Below are 16,473 nucleotides of genomic sequence, written 5' to 3'. Positions count from 1 at the left end.
CCTATTTTTTATATTGAATCCTTAAAGGAGTGCGGCACATGTCAAAAGGGCATTCGCTACAAGACCCTTACTTGAATACTTTACGTAAAGAGAAAGTTGGGGTTTCCATCTACCTGGTCAACGGTATCAAACTGCAAGGCACGATCGAGTCGTTCGACCAGTTCGTTATCCTGCTGAAGAACACCGTCAGCCAGATGGTTTACAAACACGCTATCTCTACAGTCGTGCCGGTTCGTCCAATTCGTCTGCCAAGCGCAACCGAATCCGAAGCAGGTGACGCTGAGCCAGGTAACGCCTGATAGGAGTCTCCTTTGTTCTTTGAGCGCCACGGTGGTGGTGAGCGAGTCATCCTCGTTCACTTGGATGGACAGGACCCTGAGGCGCGCGAAGATCCGCAGGAGTTTCAGGAGTTGGCAAATTCGGCCGGCGCCGAGACCGTTGCGTTTTTTAACGTGCCGCGTCATCGGCCAACGGCCAAATTCCTGATTGGCAGCGGCAAGGTCGAGGAACTGCGCGACCTGGTCCACGCCGAAGAAGCCGATCTGGTGATCTTCAATCACGTCCTCACGCCCAGTCAGGAACGTAACCTCGAACGTGTTTTCGAGTGTCGCGTGATCGACCGTACCGGTCTGATTCTCGATATTTTCGCCCAGCGCGCCCGTACCCATGAAGGCAAGCTCCAGGTCGAACTGGCCCAGCTTGACCACATGAGCACCCGGCTGGTTCGCGGCTGGACTCACCTTGAGCGTCAGGGTGGCGGTATCGGCATGCGCGGTCCGGGTGAAACCCAGCTCGAAACCGACCGGCGACTGCTGCGGGTTCGCCTGCGCCAGATCAAGGGGCGGCTGGAAAAAGTGCGCAGCCAGCGCGAACAGTCGCGTCGCGGCCGCTCGCGTGCGGATATCCCAACCGTGTCTTTGGTGGGCTATACCAACGCCGGCAAATCCACGCTCTTCAATAACGTGACGAAATCCGACGTGTACGCGGCGGACCAGTTGTTCGCCACGCTGGACCCGACCCTGCGCCGTCTGGAACTGGACGACCTGGGGCCGATTGTCCTGGCCGACACCGTGGGTTTCATTCGTCATTTGCCGCACAAGCTGGTCGAGGCATTTCGGTCTACGCTCGAAGAGTCGAGCAATTCCGACCTGCTGTTGCACGTGATCGATGCGGCCGAACCGGATCGCATGTTGCAGATCGAGCAGGTGATGGTGGTGCTGGGCGAGATTGGTGCCCAGGACTTGCCGATCCTCGAGGTCTATAACAAACTCGATTTGCTTGAAGGCGTTGAGCCACAAATCCAGCGCGACGAAAACGGCAGGCCTCAACGGGTCTGGCTGTCGGCGCGGGATGGCACTGGTCTGGAATTGCTTGAGCAAGCCATTGCCGAATTGCTGGGCAGTGATTTGTTTGTCGGAACCTTGCGTTTGCCCCAGCGGTTTGCGCGTCTGCGTGCACAGTTCTTCGAGCTGGGCGCGGTACAGAAAGAAGAATACGACGAAGAAGGTGTCAGCTTGCTGGCCATTCGATTGCCACGCTCGGAGCTCAATCGACTGGTCAGTCGTGAAGGCGTTGTGCCGACGGAGTTCATCGAGCAACACACTTTGCAATAAAAGCCTGAAAAAGCGGTTGTGCCGCAACGGCAGGCATTCTGTAGCATTGGTCGGCGCGCCGTGGGTGCGTCTTTGCTTTATCAGATGGAGAGCGCTATGGCTTGGAATGAGCCGGGTGGCAACTCGAACAATCAGGATCCTTGGGGTGGCAAGCGCCGCAATAACGGCGACCGCAAGGGACCACCAGATCTCGACGAGGCCTTCCGAAAGCTGCAGGAAAGCCTGAACGGGTTGTTCGGTGGTGGTAAGAAACGGGGTGACGATGGCGGTGGTTCGGGCAAGAGTGGCGGCTTCGGCGGCCTGCTCGGCATCGGCCTCGTCGTGCTGGCGGCCGTGTGGCTGTACAGCGCGGTGTACGTGGTGGACGAGCAGGAGCAAGCCGTGGTGCTGCGCTTCGGCAAGTACTACGAGACCGTCGGCCCGGGCCTGAACATCTATTTCCCGCCGATCGACAAGAAGTACATGGAAAACGTCACGCGTGAGCGTGCCTACACCAAGCAGGGCCAGATGCTGACCGAAGACGAGAACATCGTCGAAGTGCCGCTGACCGTGCAGTACAAGATCAGCAACCTGCAGGACTTCGTGCTGAACGTCGACCAGCCGGAAATCAGCCTGCAACATGCGACCGACAGTGCGCTGCGCCATGTGGTGGGTTCCACCGCGATGGACCAGGTGCTGACCGAAGGTCGTGAGCTGATGGCCAGCGAGATCAAGGAGCGTCTGCAACGTTTCCTCGATACCTATCGCACCGGTATCACCGTCACCCAGGTCAACGTACAGAGCGCAGCCGCACCGCGTGAAGTGCAGGAAGCCTTCGATGACGTGATCCGCGCCCGTGAAGACGAGCAGCGTTCGCGCAACCAGGCTGAAACCTACGCCAATGGCGTGGTGCCGGAAGCCCGTGGTCAGGCCCAGCGCATCCTCGAAGATGCCAACGGCTACCGCGACGAAACGGTCTCGCGCGCCAAGGGTGAGGCAGATCGCTTCACCAAGCTGGTTGCCGAGTATCGCAAGGCGCCCGAGGTCACGCGTCAGCGTCTGTACCTGGACACCATGCAGGAAGTCTTCAGCAGCACCAGCAAGGTACTCGTGACCGGTAACAAGAACGGCCAGAGCAACCTGCTTTACCTGCCGCTGGACAAAATGATTCAGAACAGTTCGGGCAGCAATGCACCGGTCACCGGCTCGGCTGCCGCCAGCAACAACACGGACGTCACGCCGCATGTCACTGACCTGCCGCAGTCGCGCACAAGGGAGACCCGCTGATGAGCAATAAATCGCTGATCGCCCTGATCGTTGGCGTTGTTGTGGTACTGGTTGGCTGGAACTGCTTCTACATCGTGGCTCAGACCGAGCGTGCGGTGTTGCTGCAGTTCGGTCGTGTGGTTCAGGCCGATGTTCAGCCTGGTCTGCATGTGAAGGTGCCTTACGTTAACCAGGTGCGTAAATTCGACGCACGTCTGATGACGCTGGATGCACCGACACAACGCTTCCTGACGCTGGAAAAGAAAGCCGTGATGGTCGATGCCTACGCCAAGTGGCGCGTGAAGGATGCCGAGCGCTTCTACACCGCGACTTCCGGCCTCAAGCAGATCGCCGACGAGCGTCTGTCCCGTCGTCTGGAATCGGGCCTGCGTGACCAGTTCGGTAAACGTACCCTGCACGAAGTGGTGTCCGGTGAGCGCGATGCGCTGATGGCCGATATCACGGCGTCGTTGAACAAGATGGCGGAAAAAGAGCTGGGTATCGAAGTGGTCGATGTCCGGGTCAAGGCCATCGATCTGCCGAAAGAAGTGAACCGCAGTGTGTTCGAACGTATGAGCACCGAGCGTGAGCGTGAAGCTCGCGAGCACCGCGCCAAGGGTAACGAGCTGGCCGAAGGCATCCGTGCCGACGCCGATCGTCAACGCCGCGTGCTGCTGGCTGAAGCCTATCGTGAATCCGAAGAGATTCGCGGTGACGGTGACGCCCAGGCTGCTGCGATCTACTCCAAGGCCTACGGCCAGGATCAGGAGTTCTACGGTTTCTACCGTAGCCTGCGTGCCTACCGTGAAAGCTTCGCGAACAAATCCGACGTCTTGGTCCTCGACCCAAGCAGCGACTTCTTCCGTTACCTGGAAAAGTCCAAGCCTTGATACGACGTTGACCTGAATCATTCCGCCCGGCGGCTAAAACCTCGGGCGGGGTGATCCTTTGGGAAAACGTGTGTATGATGCGGCAGCCGGGAAATTCCCGGCTTTTTTGCGTCTGCACGTTTGATTGCTGTTTTTGTTGCAGAAGACGGGTTGAATGACCCGACAGTTTTTCGAGGAAAGTGATGGGCGAAGCCGGTAACAGGCCTTTCGCCGCGTCGTTCATGCGCGTGCGTTTTGAACGGGCCGGTCATTTTCTGCTTCACTCAAGGCTCGCCCTCGGGCTGGCCGCCCGGATCTAAGGGGAATGGCGTAATGGCAACGGTAGACCGCTGGCTGCTGCCAGATGGCATCGAAGAAGTACTGCCACCGGAAGCGGCGCGCATTGAAGTCGCGCGTCGTCAGGTGTTGGATCTGTTCCAGAGCTGGGGTTACGAGTTTGTCGTGACTCCTCATATCGAGTACCTGGAATCCCTGCTGACCGGCGCGGGCCAGGACCTGGATCTGCGTACCTTCAAGGTCATCGACCCGCAATCGGGCCGGCAGATGGGGTTCCGTGCCGACATCACGCCGCAAGTGGCGCGCATCGATGCGCACACCCTGCGTCGTGAAGGCCCGAGCCGTCTGTGCTACGCCGGCAGCGTGCTGCATGCCCAGCCGCGTGCCTTGTCGTCCTCGCGCAGCCCGATCCAGTTGGGCGCCGAGTTGTACGGCGATGCGAGCCCGAGCAGCGACGTTGAAGTCATCAGCCTGATGCTGGCCATGCTGCAACTGGCCGATGTGCCGGACGTGCACATGGACCTGGGGCATGTCGGCATCTACCGCGGTCTGGCCCAGGCGGCCGGTCTGTCGGGTGAGGTCGAGCAGCAGTTGTTCGATGCGTTGCAACGCAAGGCTATCGACGAGGTCATTACCTTGACCGAAGGCCTGCCGGCCGATCTGTCCGGCATGCTGCGTGCGCTGGTCGACCTGTGCGGCGGCCGTGAAGTATTGAGCGCTGCCCGTGAGCGTCTGGCCAATGCGCCGGCGCCGGTACTGGCCGCGCTGGAAGATTTGCTGGCGATCGCCGAGCGGCTGTCGGCGCGCTTCCCGGAGCTGCCGCTGTACTTCGATCTGGGCGAGTTGCGCGGTTACCACTACCACACGGGTGTGGTGTTCGCGGTGTTCGTGCCGGGTGTTGGCCAGTCCATCGCTCAGGGCGGTCGTTACGACGACATCGGCGCTGACTTCGGTCGCGCCCGTCCGGCCACCGGCTTTTCCACCGATTTGAAAACCCTGGTGACCCTGGGGCGTGCTGAGATCGAGCTACCGTCTGGCGGTATCTGGATGCCTGACAGTACGGATGCGGCACTCTGGCAGCAGGTTTGCCAGTTGCGCAGTGAGGGTCAGCGTGTCGTTCAGGCGTTGCCTGGACAACCTTTGGCCGCCGCCCGTGATGCGGACTGCGACCGGCAATTGATCCAGCAGAACGGGCTTTGGCAAGTATCGCCACTGGCTTCTTGAGTTTTCCTGCCGGCCACCGCCGGCACCAAGTTTGCGCGAATGAGGACAAGTGTTATGGGTAAGAATGTCGTAGTCCTGGGCACCCAATGGGGTGATGAGGGCAAAGGCAAGATCGTTGATCTGCTGACCGAACATGCTGCCGCCGTAGTGCGCTACCAAGGTGGCCACAACGCTGGCCACACGCTGGTGATCGACGGTGAAAAAACCGTCCTGCACCTGATCCCGTCGGGCGTGCTGCGCGAAGGCGTGCAGTGCCTGATCGGCAACGGCGTGGTGGTTGCACCCGACGCCCTGCTGCGCGAGATCACCAAGCTGGAAGAGAAAGGCGTACCGGTGCGCGAGCGCCTGCGTATCAGCCCGTCCTGCCCGCTGATCCTGTCCTTCCACGTGGCGCTGGACCAGGCCCGTGAAAAGGCCCGTGGCGAGCTGAAGATCGGTACGACCGGTCGCGGCATCGGCCCGGCGTACGAAGACAAGGTTGCACGTCGTGGCCTGCGTGTTGGCGACCTGCTCAACATGCCGCGCTTTGAAGACAAGCTGCGTGAACTGGTGGACTACCACAACTTCATGCTGGTTGGTTACTACAAAGAGCCTGCCATCGAGTTCGAAAAGACCCTGGCCGAGTGCAAGGAATACGCTGAGCTGCTCAAGCCGCTGATGCTGGACGTTACTGCCGAGCTGCACGACCTGCGTCGCGCCGGCAAAGACATCATGTTCGAAGGCGCCCAAGGTTCGTTGCTCGACATCGACCACGGTACCTACCCGTACGTGACCAGCTCCAACACCACCGCTGGTGGCGTGGCGACCGGTTCGGGCGTTGGCCCGATGTTCCTGGACTACATCCTGGGCATCACCAAGGCTTACACCACTCGCGTAGGTTCGGGTCCATTCCCGACTGAGCTGTTCGACGAAGTCGGAGCACACCTGGCCAAACAAGGTCACGAGTTCGGTGCTACCACCGGCCGTGCCCGTCGTTGCGGCTGGTTCGACGCCGTTATCCTGCGTCGCGCTATCGATGTGAACAGCATCTCGGGCATCTGCCTGACCAAGCTGGACGTACTCGACGGTCTGGAAACCATCAACATCTGCACCGGCTACAAAGACGCGCAAGGCAACGCTGTTGCGCCGACTGACGCTGACAGCTACGTGGGCCTGCAGCCTGTGTACGAAGAAGTGCCGGGCTGGACCGAATCGACCGTGGGCGCCAAGACCCTGGAAGAGCTGCCGGCCAACGCTCGTGCCTACATCAAACGCGTTGAAGAGTTGATCGGCGCGCCGATCGACATTATTTCGACGGGCCCGGACCGCAACGAAACCATCGTTCTGCGTCATCCGTTCGCTTGATAAGTCGTTGATGTAAAAACACAAAGGCCCCTTCATCGGGGCCTTTGTCGTTTATGCCTGTTGGACGGCATGACCTTTGCTGTGAATCTGTCTACAAGAGTGCCATCAAATTAATGGCGTCAGAAGTAGAGGGATTCACAGTGTCGGCCGTTCTCTCACTGTTACAAAGCCGTTTGTTGCGGCCCGTATTCGTTACCCTAGGTATCGCCCTTTTGGTGCAAGTGTTGGTGGCCGTCGCCCTGACGCGGAGCACCGTCACCGCGCTGGAAGCCGATCTCGGTGCTCGCCTGGGCGTCGACAGTCAGAAGCTGTCCGGCGAGCTGGAGCAGGCCGGGCGTGAGGTCACGTCGAGCCTCGATACCTTGTCCACCAACACTCGTCAGCGGCTGACTGCAGGCCTGTCCTCGCGTCTGAAGGACGAGCAGGCACAACTGCGTGCGACCCTGGAAAAAGACCTGAAGGACTCGGCCAACGACATGGCCCAGTTGCTCGCGTCCGTAGCGCCTCGCGCCATGTGGGACAGCGACGTGCCGACCCTGTCCGAATTCGCCCGCCGAGCCCAGCGCAATCCCAACGTGCTGTTCGTGGTTTACGACGACGCCACCGGCCAGCATCTGACCCGCTATCTCAACCGCGAAAACCCGATCAACAAGGCCCTTTTGGAAAAAGGCCAGGGTGAGCGGGCGCTGGATAAAGTGCTGGATGCGGCGAAGAACGATCCCTCGGTCTATTACCTCGAAGCGTCGATCAATCCCAACGGAGTCGAAATCGGCAAGGTGCTGATGGGCGTCTCGACGGCCTCGGTGGATGCCGATCTGGCGGCGCTCGATCAACGCTTCTCGGCGCTGATCGCCAGCAGCGATCAACTGGTCGGCGACAGCCTCAAGGGCGCGGCCGCCGACAGCGCCACGGCCATGCGCGCGCGCTTGCAATCGGCGCAGTCCACCGCTGCGGAGATGAAAGCCAACACCACCAGCACCGTGCAGGACGCCGCCGCGACACTGCGCTGGCGTATCGGCATGGGCCTGGCGCTGGTTGGTGCCGGCGTGCTGTTGCTGCTGGCCGTGGTGCTCGGTCACCGTGTGGTCAACCGCTTGAAGATGCTCAACGCCGCCATGGATGATCTCGCGGCGGGTGAGGGCGATCTGACCAAACGTGTGCAGATCAACAGCAAAGACGAAATCGGCGACATGGCTTCGGCGGTCAACCGCTTTGTGGATAAGTTGCAACCGATCGTGCGCGAGGCCGGGGATGTGGCTCAGCGTACCGGCGTGGAAATCGGCGCGATGACGTTGCGCAATGCCGGTGCCGACGCGGCGGCCGGGATGCAGCGTGATGAAGTCGCCGAGAGCTTGCGCGCGCTGTCGCAAATGGCCGATGAGGCGCAGTCGGAAAGCCATGCGATGCAGGCGGCGCTGAAGCAGGTGGTGGATATTCGCCAGGCCACCGACGAGAACACCCGCACGTCGGCCAAGGTCGGCAGCCTGATCGAGGCGCTGGCAGGGCAGGTCGATACCGGCGCCAAAGTCATCGAGCGCCTGGCGCAGCAAAGTGAGCAGATCGAAGTGGTGTTGACCGTGATTCACGGCATCGCCGAGCAGACCAACCTGCTGGCGCTCAACGCCGCCATCGAAGCGGCCAGAGCTGGTGAGACGGGGCGAGGGTTTGCGGTGGTGGCGGATGAAGTCCGTGCGCTGGCGAGCAAGACCCAAAGCTCCACTGGCGACATCCAGGCGCACATCGTGGCCTTGCAGCAGGGCGCTCGTGAGGCGGTTGAGGCGATCGGGCAGGCCGGGCGCCAGGCCAGCGAAGGTTTGCTGGTGCTGCGTGACAGCGCGCGACTGCAGCAGTCGGTGCAGGCGTCGGTCGAGCAGGTGCATGCGGCGATTGGCCTGGCGACTCAGGCCGCGGCGCATCAGGCGCAGGGCGCGCAGGCTGTGCGTGGGCGCGTCGAGACGATTCATGCCCAGGCCGAGAAAGCCGCTCAGGCGGTGGTCGAAACAACGGCCAGCGGCAAGGTGCTGGACGGGCTGGCGGCGCAGCTCAAGGCCAGTCTGGGTCAGTTCCGGGCTTGATATATTGCGGGCAAAAAAAATCGCAGCTTCGGCTGCGATTTTTTTATCGGCTCAAATACATCCGGGTTGTCAGCAGGTAGACGGGCAAGCCCGACACCACAATCAACAACGCTGCGTAAGGCGCTGCCGCGGCAAATTCGACGTTCGCGGTGTGTGCCCAGACTTCGGTCGCCAAGGTGTTGAGCCCGGTCGGACTCAGCAGTAGCGTCGCCGTCAGTTCCTTCATGGCATCCAGAAACACCAGCGCAAACGCCGCGCCCAGTGCCGGGAAGATGATCGGTAAAGTCACGCGGCAAAACGCGGTGAACGAAGACGCGCCCAGTGTGCGGGCGGCCTCTTCCAGTTGTGGTGCTGCCTTGTTCAGCGCCGTGCGGATCGGCGCTTGAGCCAGTGGCAGAAACAGCAGCGCATAAGCGATCAGCAACAGCGCGGAAGTCTGGTACAGCGCCGGCACGTAATGCAGGGCGAAATACACCAGTGTCAGGGCGATCACCAGCCCCGGCAGCGCGTGCAGCAGATAAGGCAGGCGCTCGGCCCAGATCGCCAATTGGCCTTTGTAACGTACGACCAGCAACCCGACCGGCACCGCCAGCACCAGACACAATCCTGCGCCACCCAGAGACAGCGCCAATGAAGACAGCAAAGCTTCAGTGATCGCTGCAACCGGAAACGCCGCTGACGATCCCACGGCGAGCCAGTACGCCAGCATCCCCAGTGGAATCCCGCTGCCGACAATCGCCAGCATCAGGCAGTACAGCTGACCCGCAGCGGCCCACGGTCCCAATTGCACTTGCTCGGCGCGACGCGCAGCCCCTTGGCCGGTACGCACATGACGGCCCTTGCCGCGCACCCGCAGTTCCAGCCACAACAGCATCAGGCACAGCGCCAGCAGCACCGCAGACAGCATCGCCGCGTTGGCATTGCTGAATTCCAGTTCGAATTGCTGATAGATCGCGGTAGTGAAGGTTTGCAGACCAATGATCGACAGTGCGCCGAATTCCACCAACATGTGCAGCGCAATCAATAATGAGCCCGCCAGCAAAGACGGCCAGAGCAGCGGCAGGGTGACGCGGAAAAACACGCCCCAGCGATTCTGCCCCAGCGTTCGGGCGGACTCTTCAAGGGACGGATCGAGATTGCGCAGCGTGGCTGCCACCGGCAGGAAGATCAGCGGGTATTTAGACAGGCTCATCACCAGAATCGCCCCGCCGAGCCCTTCGAACTGCGCGCTGAGTGAAACCCAGGTAAAGCTGCTGACGAAGGCCGGCACCGCGAACGGCAAGCATAGAATCACGCCCCACAGGCGCCGGCCCGGCAGATTGCTGCGCTCCAGCAGCCAGGCCAGCGACAGGCCGATCACGCCACAAGTTACGGTTACGCCAACCATCAGCGCTAGCGTGTTGCGCAGCAGGCCGAACACGTAGGGGCGCCACAGCAAGTGCAGCGCTTCGCTCCAGCCGGCCTGCCAGGCTTTGAGCCCGACGTAGGCCAGCGGCAGCAGACTCATGACCACCAGCAGCAACACCGGCAGCACCAGCCAGATCGATGGCCGCTTGCGGCGTGGCACGTAACCCCCGCGAGCGGCGGAGGCGGATAGCGATGCGGTCATCAGTTCAGGCCAACTTCGCGTTCCAGGTCCAGCGCTTCTTCGGCATTGCCCAGGTCGGCGGGCGTGACGTCCGGCGCTTCCAGTTCACTGAAAGGCTTGAGGCCGCGATCCGACTCCATGCCTTTGTGCAGCGGATACTCGGCAGTCGTCTGGGTGATCACACGCTGGCCTTCTTCGCTGGCCATGTACGCGAGGAACTGCTGGGCTTCTTTTGGATGCTTGCTGGATTTCAGCACGGCTGCGCTGGAGACGGTAATCAAACCGCCCACATCGCCGCCGGTGAAGTAATGCAGTTTGGAGTCGAGCTTGCCTTTCTCCCGTTGCAGGGCGAACCAGTAGTAGTTGTTCACCAGTACGGTGGCGACTTCGCCGTTTTCCACAGCCTTGAGGGCGACCATGTTGTTGCTGTAGGTCTTGCCGAAGGCGCGCAGGCCGGTCAGCCATTCTTCGGCGGCTTCGCGACCGTGCTTTTTGATGATGGCGACGGCCTGTTCCTGAAACGCGCCGCTGGTGGGCACGAAACCGACCTTGCCTTGCCATTGTGGGTCGGCGAAATCCAGGACCGATTTCGGCAGGTCCTTTTCATCGACCAGTTTCGGGTTGAAGGCCACCACGCGAACCCGGGCGGTGACGCCGATCCAGGTGCCGTTGCCGGCGACGTATTCTTTTGGCAGAACGGCCAGGGTTGCATCGTCGGCCTTGGCCAGCAGGCCTTGTTCGCCGAGGTTGTTCAGCGGTGGGGATTCTTCGGTGTAGATGACGTCGGCGGGGGAGCGGTCGCCTTCTTCGATGATCTGGCTGGCGAGCTGGTTGCTGCTGCCCTTGCGTACATTGACGTGAATGCCGGTCTTGGCTTCGAAGGCTTTTGCGATCGCATCGCCGACTTCCTTGTGTTGACCGTTGTAGAGCGTCAGGGAAACCGCGTCGGCAGCCTGGGTGAGGGGAGTGGCGAGCGCCAGGCCGAGCAGGGTGAAGGTCAAGCCGCGGCGCAGGGTATTTCGAAACATCATTCGCAGGGTTCCTCACTGTCGCATTGCAAAAACTTGCAACAATGATAAACGATATCGTTTCTCAAATGCTCCTTGCGGGGAGAGGGTGTGTCTGGTAGGTGCTGTGTCTCGGGCTTTTCCAAACCCCGGAAACGCAAAAACCCGCTTTCGCGGGTTTTTGTGAGATTCAAGATCGTGACCTTGAATTTGAATTGGTGCCCAGAAGAAGACTCGAACTTCCACGACCGTAAGGTCACCAGCACCTGAAGCTGGCGTGTCTACCAATTTCACCATCTGGGCTTCATCTTCAGCGTTGCCGCTGTTGATGTGGCGCACTATACGGAGCGTCTTTTGATCTGTAAACCCCTGATTTGATTTTAATAAATCAGTTTTAAGAAAATGACGGCTTAGAATGCAAAAAACCCGCTTTCGCGGGTTTTTGTGTGAGTCTTGAAACTGATCTAGTCTCAAACTCGAAATTGGTGCCCAGAAGAAGACTCGAACTTCCACGACCGTAAGGTCACCAGCACCTGAAGCTGGCGTGTCTACCAATTTCACCATCTGGGCATCTCGGCAACGTGTGTACGTCGTCGATGGCGCGCACTATACGGAGCGTCTTTTTAACTGTAAACCCCTGCCAGCAAAAAAAATGGTTTTTTTTACCAGCGGTGTTCAAAACGCCTTTCAGACGTCGATACAAGGCTCAAGACGCGCCTTATAGAGTTGGAAATTTCCCGTTTGATGGCGCCTATGCCAAACTAACCCGCATATAGACAAGGTGAAAACTCTCTAATGGCCGATTGGCAGTCCCTCGATCCCGAGGCCGCTCGTGAAGCGGAAAAATATGAAAACCCTATTCCCAGCCGCGAACTGATCCTTCAGCACCTTGCTGATCGGGGTTCGCCTGCTGCCCGCGAGCAACTGGTCGAAGAATTTGGTCTGACCACAGAAGACCAGATCGAAGCCCTGCGCCGCCGCCTGCGCGCCATGGAGCGCGACGCTCAACTGATCTACACCCGTCGTGGCACTTATGCGCCGGTGGACAAGCTCGACCTGATCCTCGGTCGCATCAGCGGTCACCGCGACGGCTTCGGCTTCCTGGTGCCGGATGACGGTTCCGACGACTTGTTCATGAGCCCGGCGCAGATGCGTCTGGTGTTCGATGGCGACCGTGCCCTGGCCCGTGTTTCCGGCCTGGACCGTCGCGGTCGCCGCGAAGGCGTGATTGTCGAAGTGGTGTCCCGTGCCCACGAAAGCATCGTCGGCCGCTATTTCGAAGAAGGCGGCATCGGCTTCGTCGTCGCGGACAATCCGAAGATCCAGCAGGAAGTGCTGGTCACCCCGGGCCGCAACGCCAACGCCCAGATCGGTCAGTTCGTCGAGGTGAAAATCACCCACTGGCCGACTCCGCGCTTCCAGCCGCAAGGCGATGTGGTCGAAGTCGTCGGCAACTACATGGCGCCGGGCATGGAAATCGATGTCGCCCTGCGCACCTACGACATTCCGCACGTCTGGCCTGAGGCCGTTCTGAAGGAAGCCGGCAAGCTCAAGCCGGAAGTCGAAGAGAAAGACAAAGAGAAGCGCGTCGACCTGCGTCATCTGCCGTTCGTCACCATCGACGGCGAAGATGCCCGCGACTTCGATGACGCGGTCTACTGCGAATCCAAGCCAGGCAAACTGCGCCTGTTCTCCGGCGGCTGGAAGTTGTACGTGGCGATTGCCGACGTTTCCAGCTACGTGAAGATCGGCTCGGCTCTGGACAACGAAGCCCAGGTTCGCGGCAACTCGGTGTACTTCCCCGAGCGCGTGGTGCCGATGCTGCCGGAGCAGCTGTCCAACGGCCTGTGCTCGCTGAACCCGCACGTCGATCGTCTGGCCATGGTTTGTGAGATGACCATCTCCAAGTCCGGCGAAATGACCGACTATTGCTTCTATGAGGCGGTGATCCACTCCCACGCCCGCCTGACCTACAACAAGGTCAGCGCGATGCTGGAAACGCCGAAAGCGACTGAAGGTCGCAAGCTTCGCGGCGAATACACCGACGTCCTGCCGCACCTGAAACAGCTCTACGCGCTGTACAAGGTATTGCTGGCTGCCCGTCACGTACGTGGCGCGATCGATTTCGAAACGCAGGAAACCCGGATCATCTTCGGTTCCGAGCGCAAGATTGCCGAAATCCGCCCGACCACCCGTAACGATGCTCACAAGCTGATCGAGGAATGCATGCTGGCGGCCAACGTGGCCACCGCCGAATTCCTGAAAAAGCACGAAATCCCTGCGTTGTACCGTGTCCACGACGGTCCGCCACCGGAGCGTCTGGAAAAACTGCGTGCATTCCTCGGCGAGCTTGGTCTGTCCCTGCACAAAGGCAAGGACGGCCCGTCGCCGAAGGACTATCAGGCCCTGTTGGCCAGCATCAAGGACCGTCCGGATTTCCACCTGATCCAGACCGTGATGCTGCGCTCCCTGAGCCAGGCGGTGTACAGCGCCGAGAACGACGGCCACTTCGGCCTGAATTACGAAGCCTATACCCACTTCACCTCGCCGATCCGCCGTTACCCGGACTTGCTCACGCACCGGGCGATCCGCAGCGTGATCCATTCGAAACAGGACACCCCGCACGTTCGCCGTGCCGGCGCGATGACCATTCCGAAGGCGCGTATCTATCCGTACGACGAGGCGGCCCTGGAACAGCTCGGCGAGCAGTGCTCGATGAGCGAGCGCCGTGCCGACGAAGCAACCCGCGATGTGGTGAACTGGCTCAAGTGCGAGTTCATGAAGGATCGCGTGGGCGAGTCGTTCCCGGGCGTGATCACTGCCGTGACCGGTTTTGGCCTGTTCGTCGAGCTGACCGATATCTACGTCGAAGGTCTGGTGCACGTTACGGCGCTGCCGGGCGATTACTACCACTTCGACCCTGTGCATCACCGCCTGGCGGGCGAGCGCACCGGTCGCAGCTTCCGTCTTGGCGATACCGTTGAAGTGCGGGTCATGCGCGTCGATCTCGACGAGCGCAAGATCGACTTCGAGATGGCCGAAAAAACCATCAGCGCGCCAATCGGCCGCAAGAAGCGTGGCACCGAAACGGCTGCTCCAGCGGCCAAGGCTGTGGAAGAAAAGGCTCCGGCAAAAACCGCCAGCCGTCGTCCGGCCAAGGAAAAGGTGGCCGAGGCTTATCGCCCGAGCGATGCCGTGGCGAAAAACGCCGAACTGCGCAAAAGCCGTGAAATGAAGAAGGCCTTGCTGGCCGACGCCAAAAACGGTGGTAAAGCGGCGTCCGGGGGAAAGACCGGGCGGTCGGCGCCTGAAAAGGCCTCCGGCGGCAAACCAGCCAAACCGAGCAAACACCGCAAGGGCCCGCCAAAAGCGGGTTCCGCTCCAGCCAGAAGCGGCGGGGCACGTAAACCGAAGGCGAAGTCATGAGTCAGTTGGAAAAAATCTACGGCGTTCACGCGGTAGAAGCGTTGCTACGTCACCACCCTAAGCGCGTCAAGCAGATCTGGCTGGCCGAAAGCCGCAACGATCCGCGGGTGCAGACGTTGATCGAGCTGGCCAACGAAAACCGGGTCCAGATCGGTCAGGCCGAGCGCCGTGAAATGGATGCCTGGGTCGAAGGCGTGCATCAGGGTGTGGTGGCGGACGTCAGTCCAAGCCAGGTCTGGGGCGAAGCGATGCTCGACGAGCTGCTTGATCGCACCGAAGGTGCGCCGCTGTTGCTGGTGCTCGACGGCGTGACCGATCCGCACAACCTTGGCGCCTGCCTGCGTTCGGCGGACGCTGCCGGTGCGCTGGCGGTCATCGTGCCGAAAGACAAATCGGCCACCCTGACGCCCGTCGTGCGTAAAGTGGCCTGCGGTGCGGCGGAAGTGATTCCGCTGGTGGCCGTCACCAACCTCGCACGCACCCTGGAAAAGCTCCAGCAGCGCGGGCTGTGGGTTGTCGGCACGGCGGGTGAGGCCGAGGTCAGCATCTACGACCAGGACCTGACCGGCCCGACCATCCTGATCATGGGCGCCGAAGGTAAAGGCATGCGTCGCCTGACCCGTGAACATTGCGACTACCTGGTGAACCTGCCGATGGCCGGTAGCGTCAGCAGTCTCAACGTGTCGGTTGCGACGGGCGTGTGCCTGTTCGAGGCCCAGCGCCAGCGCGGGGCCAAGGCCAAGGCGGCTGCCAAGAAGCCTTAAGCCTTAAGCCGTCCAAAATGTGGGAGCGAGTCTGTTAGCGAAAGCGGAGTTACATTCGGCATCATTGTTGAGTGTTTCACCCAATCGCGAGCAGACTGCGCTCCCGCAGCGTTTTATGGCAGAGCGAAGTTTTGGTGGCTGTTCAAATAATCACCAATTGCCTTGCACCTCTTCTGTCCCTTCTCTACAATTGCGCCCCTTGCTGTGACGGCAGGCACGCATGTGCCCCGCGCCGGCAAGTCCATAAGTGTCATTCACTCCTTGTCTGACCGTTTTTGAGCGGCAGGCTACAACCCGTAAGGAGCATTCATGCGTCATTACGAAATCATCTTTCTGGTCCACCCTGACCAGAGCGAGCAAGTCGGCGGCATGGTTGAGCGTTACACCAAGCTGATCGAAGAAGACGGCGGCAAAATCCACCGTCTGGAAGACTGGGGCCGTCGTCAACTGGCCTACGCAATCAACAATGTTCACAAGGCTCACTACGTGATGCTGAACGTTGAGTGCACTGGCAAGGCTCTGGCCGAGCTGGAAGACAACTTCCGCTACAACGATGCAGTGATCCGTAACCTGGTCATCCGTCGCGACGAAGCCGTTACCGGCCAGTCCGAGATGCTCAAGGCTGAAGAAAACCGCAGTGAGCGCCGTGAGCGTCGCGAACGTCCTGAGCACGATGGCAGCGCCGATGGCGATGACAGCGATAGCGACAGCGACAACAGCGATAACGCTGACGAGTAATCCACGGACCTTTTAAGGAGCCTATCAAATGGCACGTTTCTTCCGTCGTCGTAAATTCTGCCGCTTCACCGCTGAAGACGTGAAGGAGATCGATTACAAAGATCTCAACACTCTGAAAGCCTACGTATCCGAGACCGGCAAAATCGTTCCAAGCCGCATCACCGGTACCAAAGCTCGTTATCAGCGTCAGCTGGCCACCGCTATCAAGCGCGCCCGCTTCCTGGCCCTGCTGGCCTACACCGACAGCCACGGCCGCTGAGACCGGGTAGTCGACAAGTAAGTA

13 protein-coding genes and 2 tRNA genes are annotated in these 16,473 nt (G+C 60.4%); 11 read left to right on the top strand and 4 right to left on the bottom strand.

Going from position 1 to position 16,473, the window contains the following annotated elements:
- Positions 1-38: 38 nt before the first annotated feature.
- From hfq to AC1RME_RS11345, 7 genes are all read left to right on the top strand, one after another.
- Complete coding sequence (hfq, locus tag AC1RME_RS11375) at positions 39-299, top strand: RNA chaperone Hfq (protein WP_007902656.1); 261 nt, start codon at positions 39-41, stop codon at positions 297-299.
- Between the two features lie 12 nt (positions 300-311).
- A complete protein-coding gene (gene hflX, locus AC1RME_RS11370) occupies positions 312-1,613 on the top strand; it encodes a ribosome rescue GTPase HflX (RefSeq protein ID WP_096819817.1) in 1,302 nt (433 codons plus the stop codon).
- A gap of 96 nt (positions 1,614-1,709) precedes the next feature.
- Positions 1,710-2,879 carry an FtsH protease activity modulator HflK gene (gene hflK / locus AC1RME_RS11365; protein WP_085685164.1) on the top strand — a complete coding sequence of 390 codons (1,170 nt, stop codon included), beginning with the start codon at positions 1,710-1,712 and terminating at the stop codon, positions 2,877-2,879.
- Positions 2,879-3,748, top strand: coding sequence for a protease modulator HflC (gene hflC, locus AC1RME_RS11360; RefSeq protein ID WP_007950723.1), 870 nt, complete (start codon positions 2,879-2,881; stop codon positions 3,746-3,748). The genes hflK and hflC overlap by 1 nt, the downstream gene beginning before the upstream one ends.
- A 312-nt stretch (positions 3,749-4,060) precedes the next feature.
- A complete protein-coding gene (locus AC1RME_RS11355) occupies positions 4,061-5,248 on the top strand; it encodes an ATP phosphoribosyltransferase regulatory subunit (protein ID WP_085746509.1) in 1,188 nt (395 codons plus the stop codon).
- Between the two features lie 54 nt (positions 5,249-5,302).
- Entirely contained in the window at positions 5,303-6,592 is a 1,290-nt protein-coding gene (locus AC1RME_RS11350) for an adenylosuccinate synthase (protein WP_085711159.1), read from the top strand.
- 140 nt (positions 6,593-6,732) lie between these two features.
- Complete coding sequence (locus tag AC1RME_RS11345) at positions 6,733-8,667, top strand: methyl-accepting chemotaxis protein (protein ID WP_096819816.1); 1,935 nt, start codon at positions 6,733-6,735, stop codon at positions 8,665-8,667.
- 43 nt (positions 8,668-8,710) lie between these two features.
- Here the strand turns inward: AC1RME_RS11345 and AC1RME_RS11340 are convergent, their stop codons facing one another.
- The 4 genes from AC1RME_RS11340 to AC1RME_RS11325 all read right to left on the bottom strand — a co-directional run bounded on the left by AC1RME_RS11340 (position 8,711) and on the right by AC1RME_RS11325 (position 11,832).
- Positions 8,711-10,276, bottom strand: coding sequence for an ABC transporter permease (locus AC1RME_RS11340; protein ID WP_096819815.1), 1,566 nt, complete (start codon positions 10,274-10,276; stop codon positions 8,711-8,713).
- Positions 10,276-11,286, bottom strand: a complete 1,011-nt coding sequence (locus tag AC1RME_RS11335; RefSeq protein WP_096819814.1) for an iron ABC transporter substrate-binding protein — start codon at positions 11,284-11,286, stop codon at positions 10,276-10,278. The genes AC1RME_RS11340 and AC1RME_RS11335 overlap by 1 nt, the downstream gene beginning before the upstream one ends.
- A gap of 192 nt (positions 11,287-11,478) precedes the next feature.
- Positions 11,479-11,565 (bottom strand) — tRNA-Leu (locus AC1RME_RS11330).
- Positions 11,566-11,745: 180 nt separating this feature from the next.
- Positions 11,746-11,832 (bottom strand) — tRNA-Leu (locus tag AC1RME_RS11325).
- Positions 11,833-12,057: 225 nt separating this feature from the next.
- Between AC1RME_RS11325 and rnr the strand changes: the two genes are divergently transcribed.
- The 4 genes from rnr (at position 12,058) to rpsR (ending at position 16,449) form a co-directional block, all read left to right on the top strand.
- Positions 12,058-14,688, top strand: coding sequence for a ribonuclease R (gene rnr / locus AC1RME_RS11320; RefSeq protein WP_096819813.1), 2,631 nt, complete (start codon positions 12,058-12,060; stop codon positions 14,686-14,688).
- Positions 14,685-15,452, top strand: a complete 768-nt coding sequence (rlmB, locus tag AC1RME_RS11315; RefSeq protein WP_096819812.1) for a 23S rRNA (guanosine(2251)-2'-O)-methyltransferase RlmB — start codon at positions 14,685-14,687, stop codon at positions 15,450-15,452. Before rnr ends, rlmB begins: the two co-directional genes overlap by 4 nt.
- A 309-nt stretch (positions 15,453-15,761) precedes the next feature.
- A complete protein-coding gene (rpsF, locus tag AC1RME_RS11310; RefSeq protein WP_007950702.1) occupies positions 15,762-16,190 on the top strand; it encodes a 30S ribosomal protein S6 in 429 nt (142 codons plus the stop codon).
- 28 nt (positions 16,191-16,218) lie between these two features.
- Positions 16,219-16,449: a 30S ribosomal protein S18 gene (gene rpsR, locus AC1RME_RS11305; protein WP_002551829.1), complete on the top strand. Its 231-nt coding sequence runs from the start codon at positions 16,219-16,221 to the stop codon at positions 16,447-16,449.
- The last annotated feature ends 24 nt before the right edge of the window (positions 16,450-16,473 follow it).

This window comes from Pseudomonas sp. GW822-FHT03F08, assembly GCF_058801265.1.
The sequence above is the reverse complement of the archived record's forward strand: the minus strand, read 5'-3'. Positions and strand labels throughout refer to the sequence as shown.

Bases quoted from the DNA above. Each gene is read 5' to 3' on its own strand.
- hflK (WP_085685164.1), top strand. From the start codon at position 1,710: ATGGCTTGGAATGAGCCGGGTGGCAACTCGAACAATCAGGATCCTTGG.
- rnr (WP_096819813.1), top strand. From the start codon at position 12,058: ATGGCCGATTGGCAGTCCCTCGATCCCGAGGCCGCTCGTGAAGCGGAA.
- AC1RME_RS11355 (WP_085746509.1), top strand. From the start codon at position 4,061: ATGGCAACGGTAGACCGCTGGCTGCTGCCAGATGGCATCGAAGAAGTA.
- AC1RME_RS11350 (WP_085711159.1), top strand. From the start codon at position 5,303: ATGGGTAAGAATGTCGTAGTCCTGGGCACCCAATGGGGTGATGAGGGC.
- hflC (WP_007950723.1), top strand. From the start codon at position 2,879: ATGAGCAATAAATCGCTGATCGCCCTGATCGTTGGCGTTGTTGTGGTA.
- hfq (WP_007902656.1), top strand. From the start codon at position 39: ATGTCAAAAGGGCATTCGCTACAAGACCCTTACTTGAATACTTTACGT.
- AC1RME_RS11335 (WP_096819814.1), bottom strand. From the start codon at position 11,286: ATGATGTTTCGAAATACCCTGCGCCGCGGCTTGACCTTCACCCTGCTC.
- rlmB (WP_096819812.1), top strand. From the start codon at position 14,685: ATGAGTCAGTTGGAAAAAATCTACGGCGTTCACGCGGTAGAAGCGTTG.
- rpsF (WP_007950702.1), top strand. From the start codon at position 15,762: ATGCGTCATTACGAAATCATCTTTCTGGTCCACCCTGACCAGAGCGAG.
- rpsR (WP_002551829.1), top strand. From the start codon at position 16,219: ATGGCACGTTTCTTCCGTCGTCGTAAATTCTGCCGCTTCACCGCTGAA.
- AC1RME_RS11340 (WP_096819815.1), bottom strand. From the start codon at position 10,276: ATGACCGCATCGCTATCCGCCTCCGCCGCTCGCGGGGGTTACGTGCCA.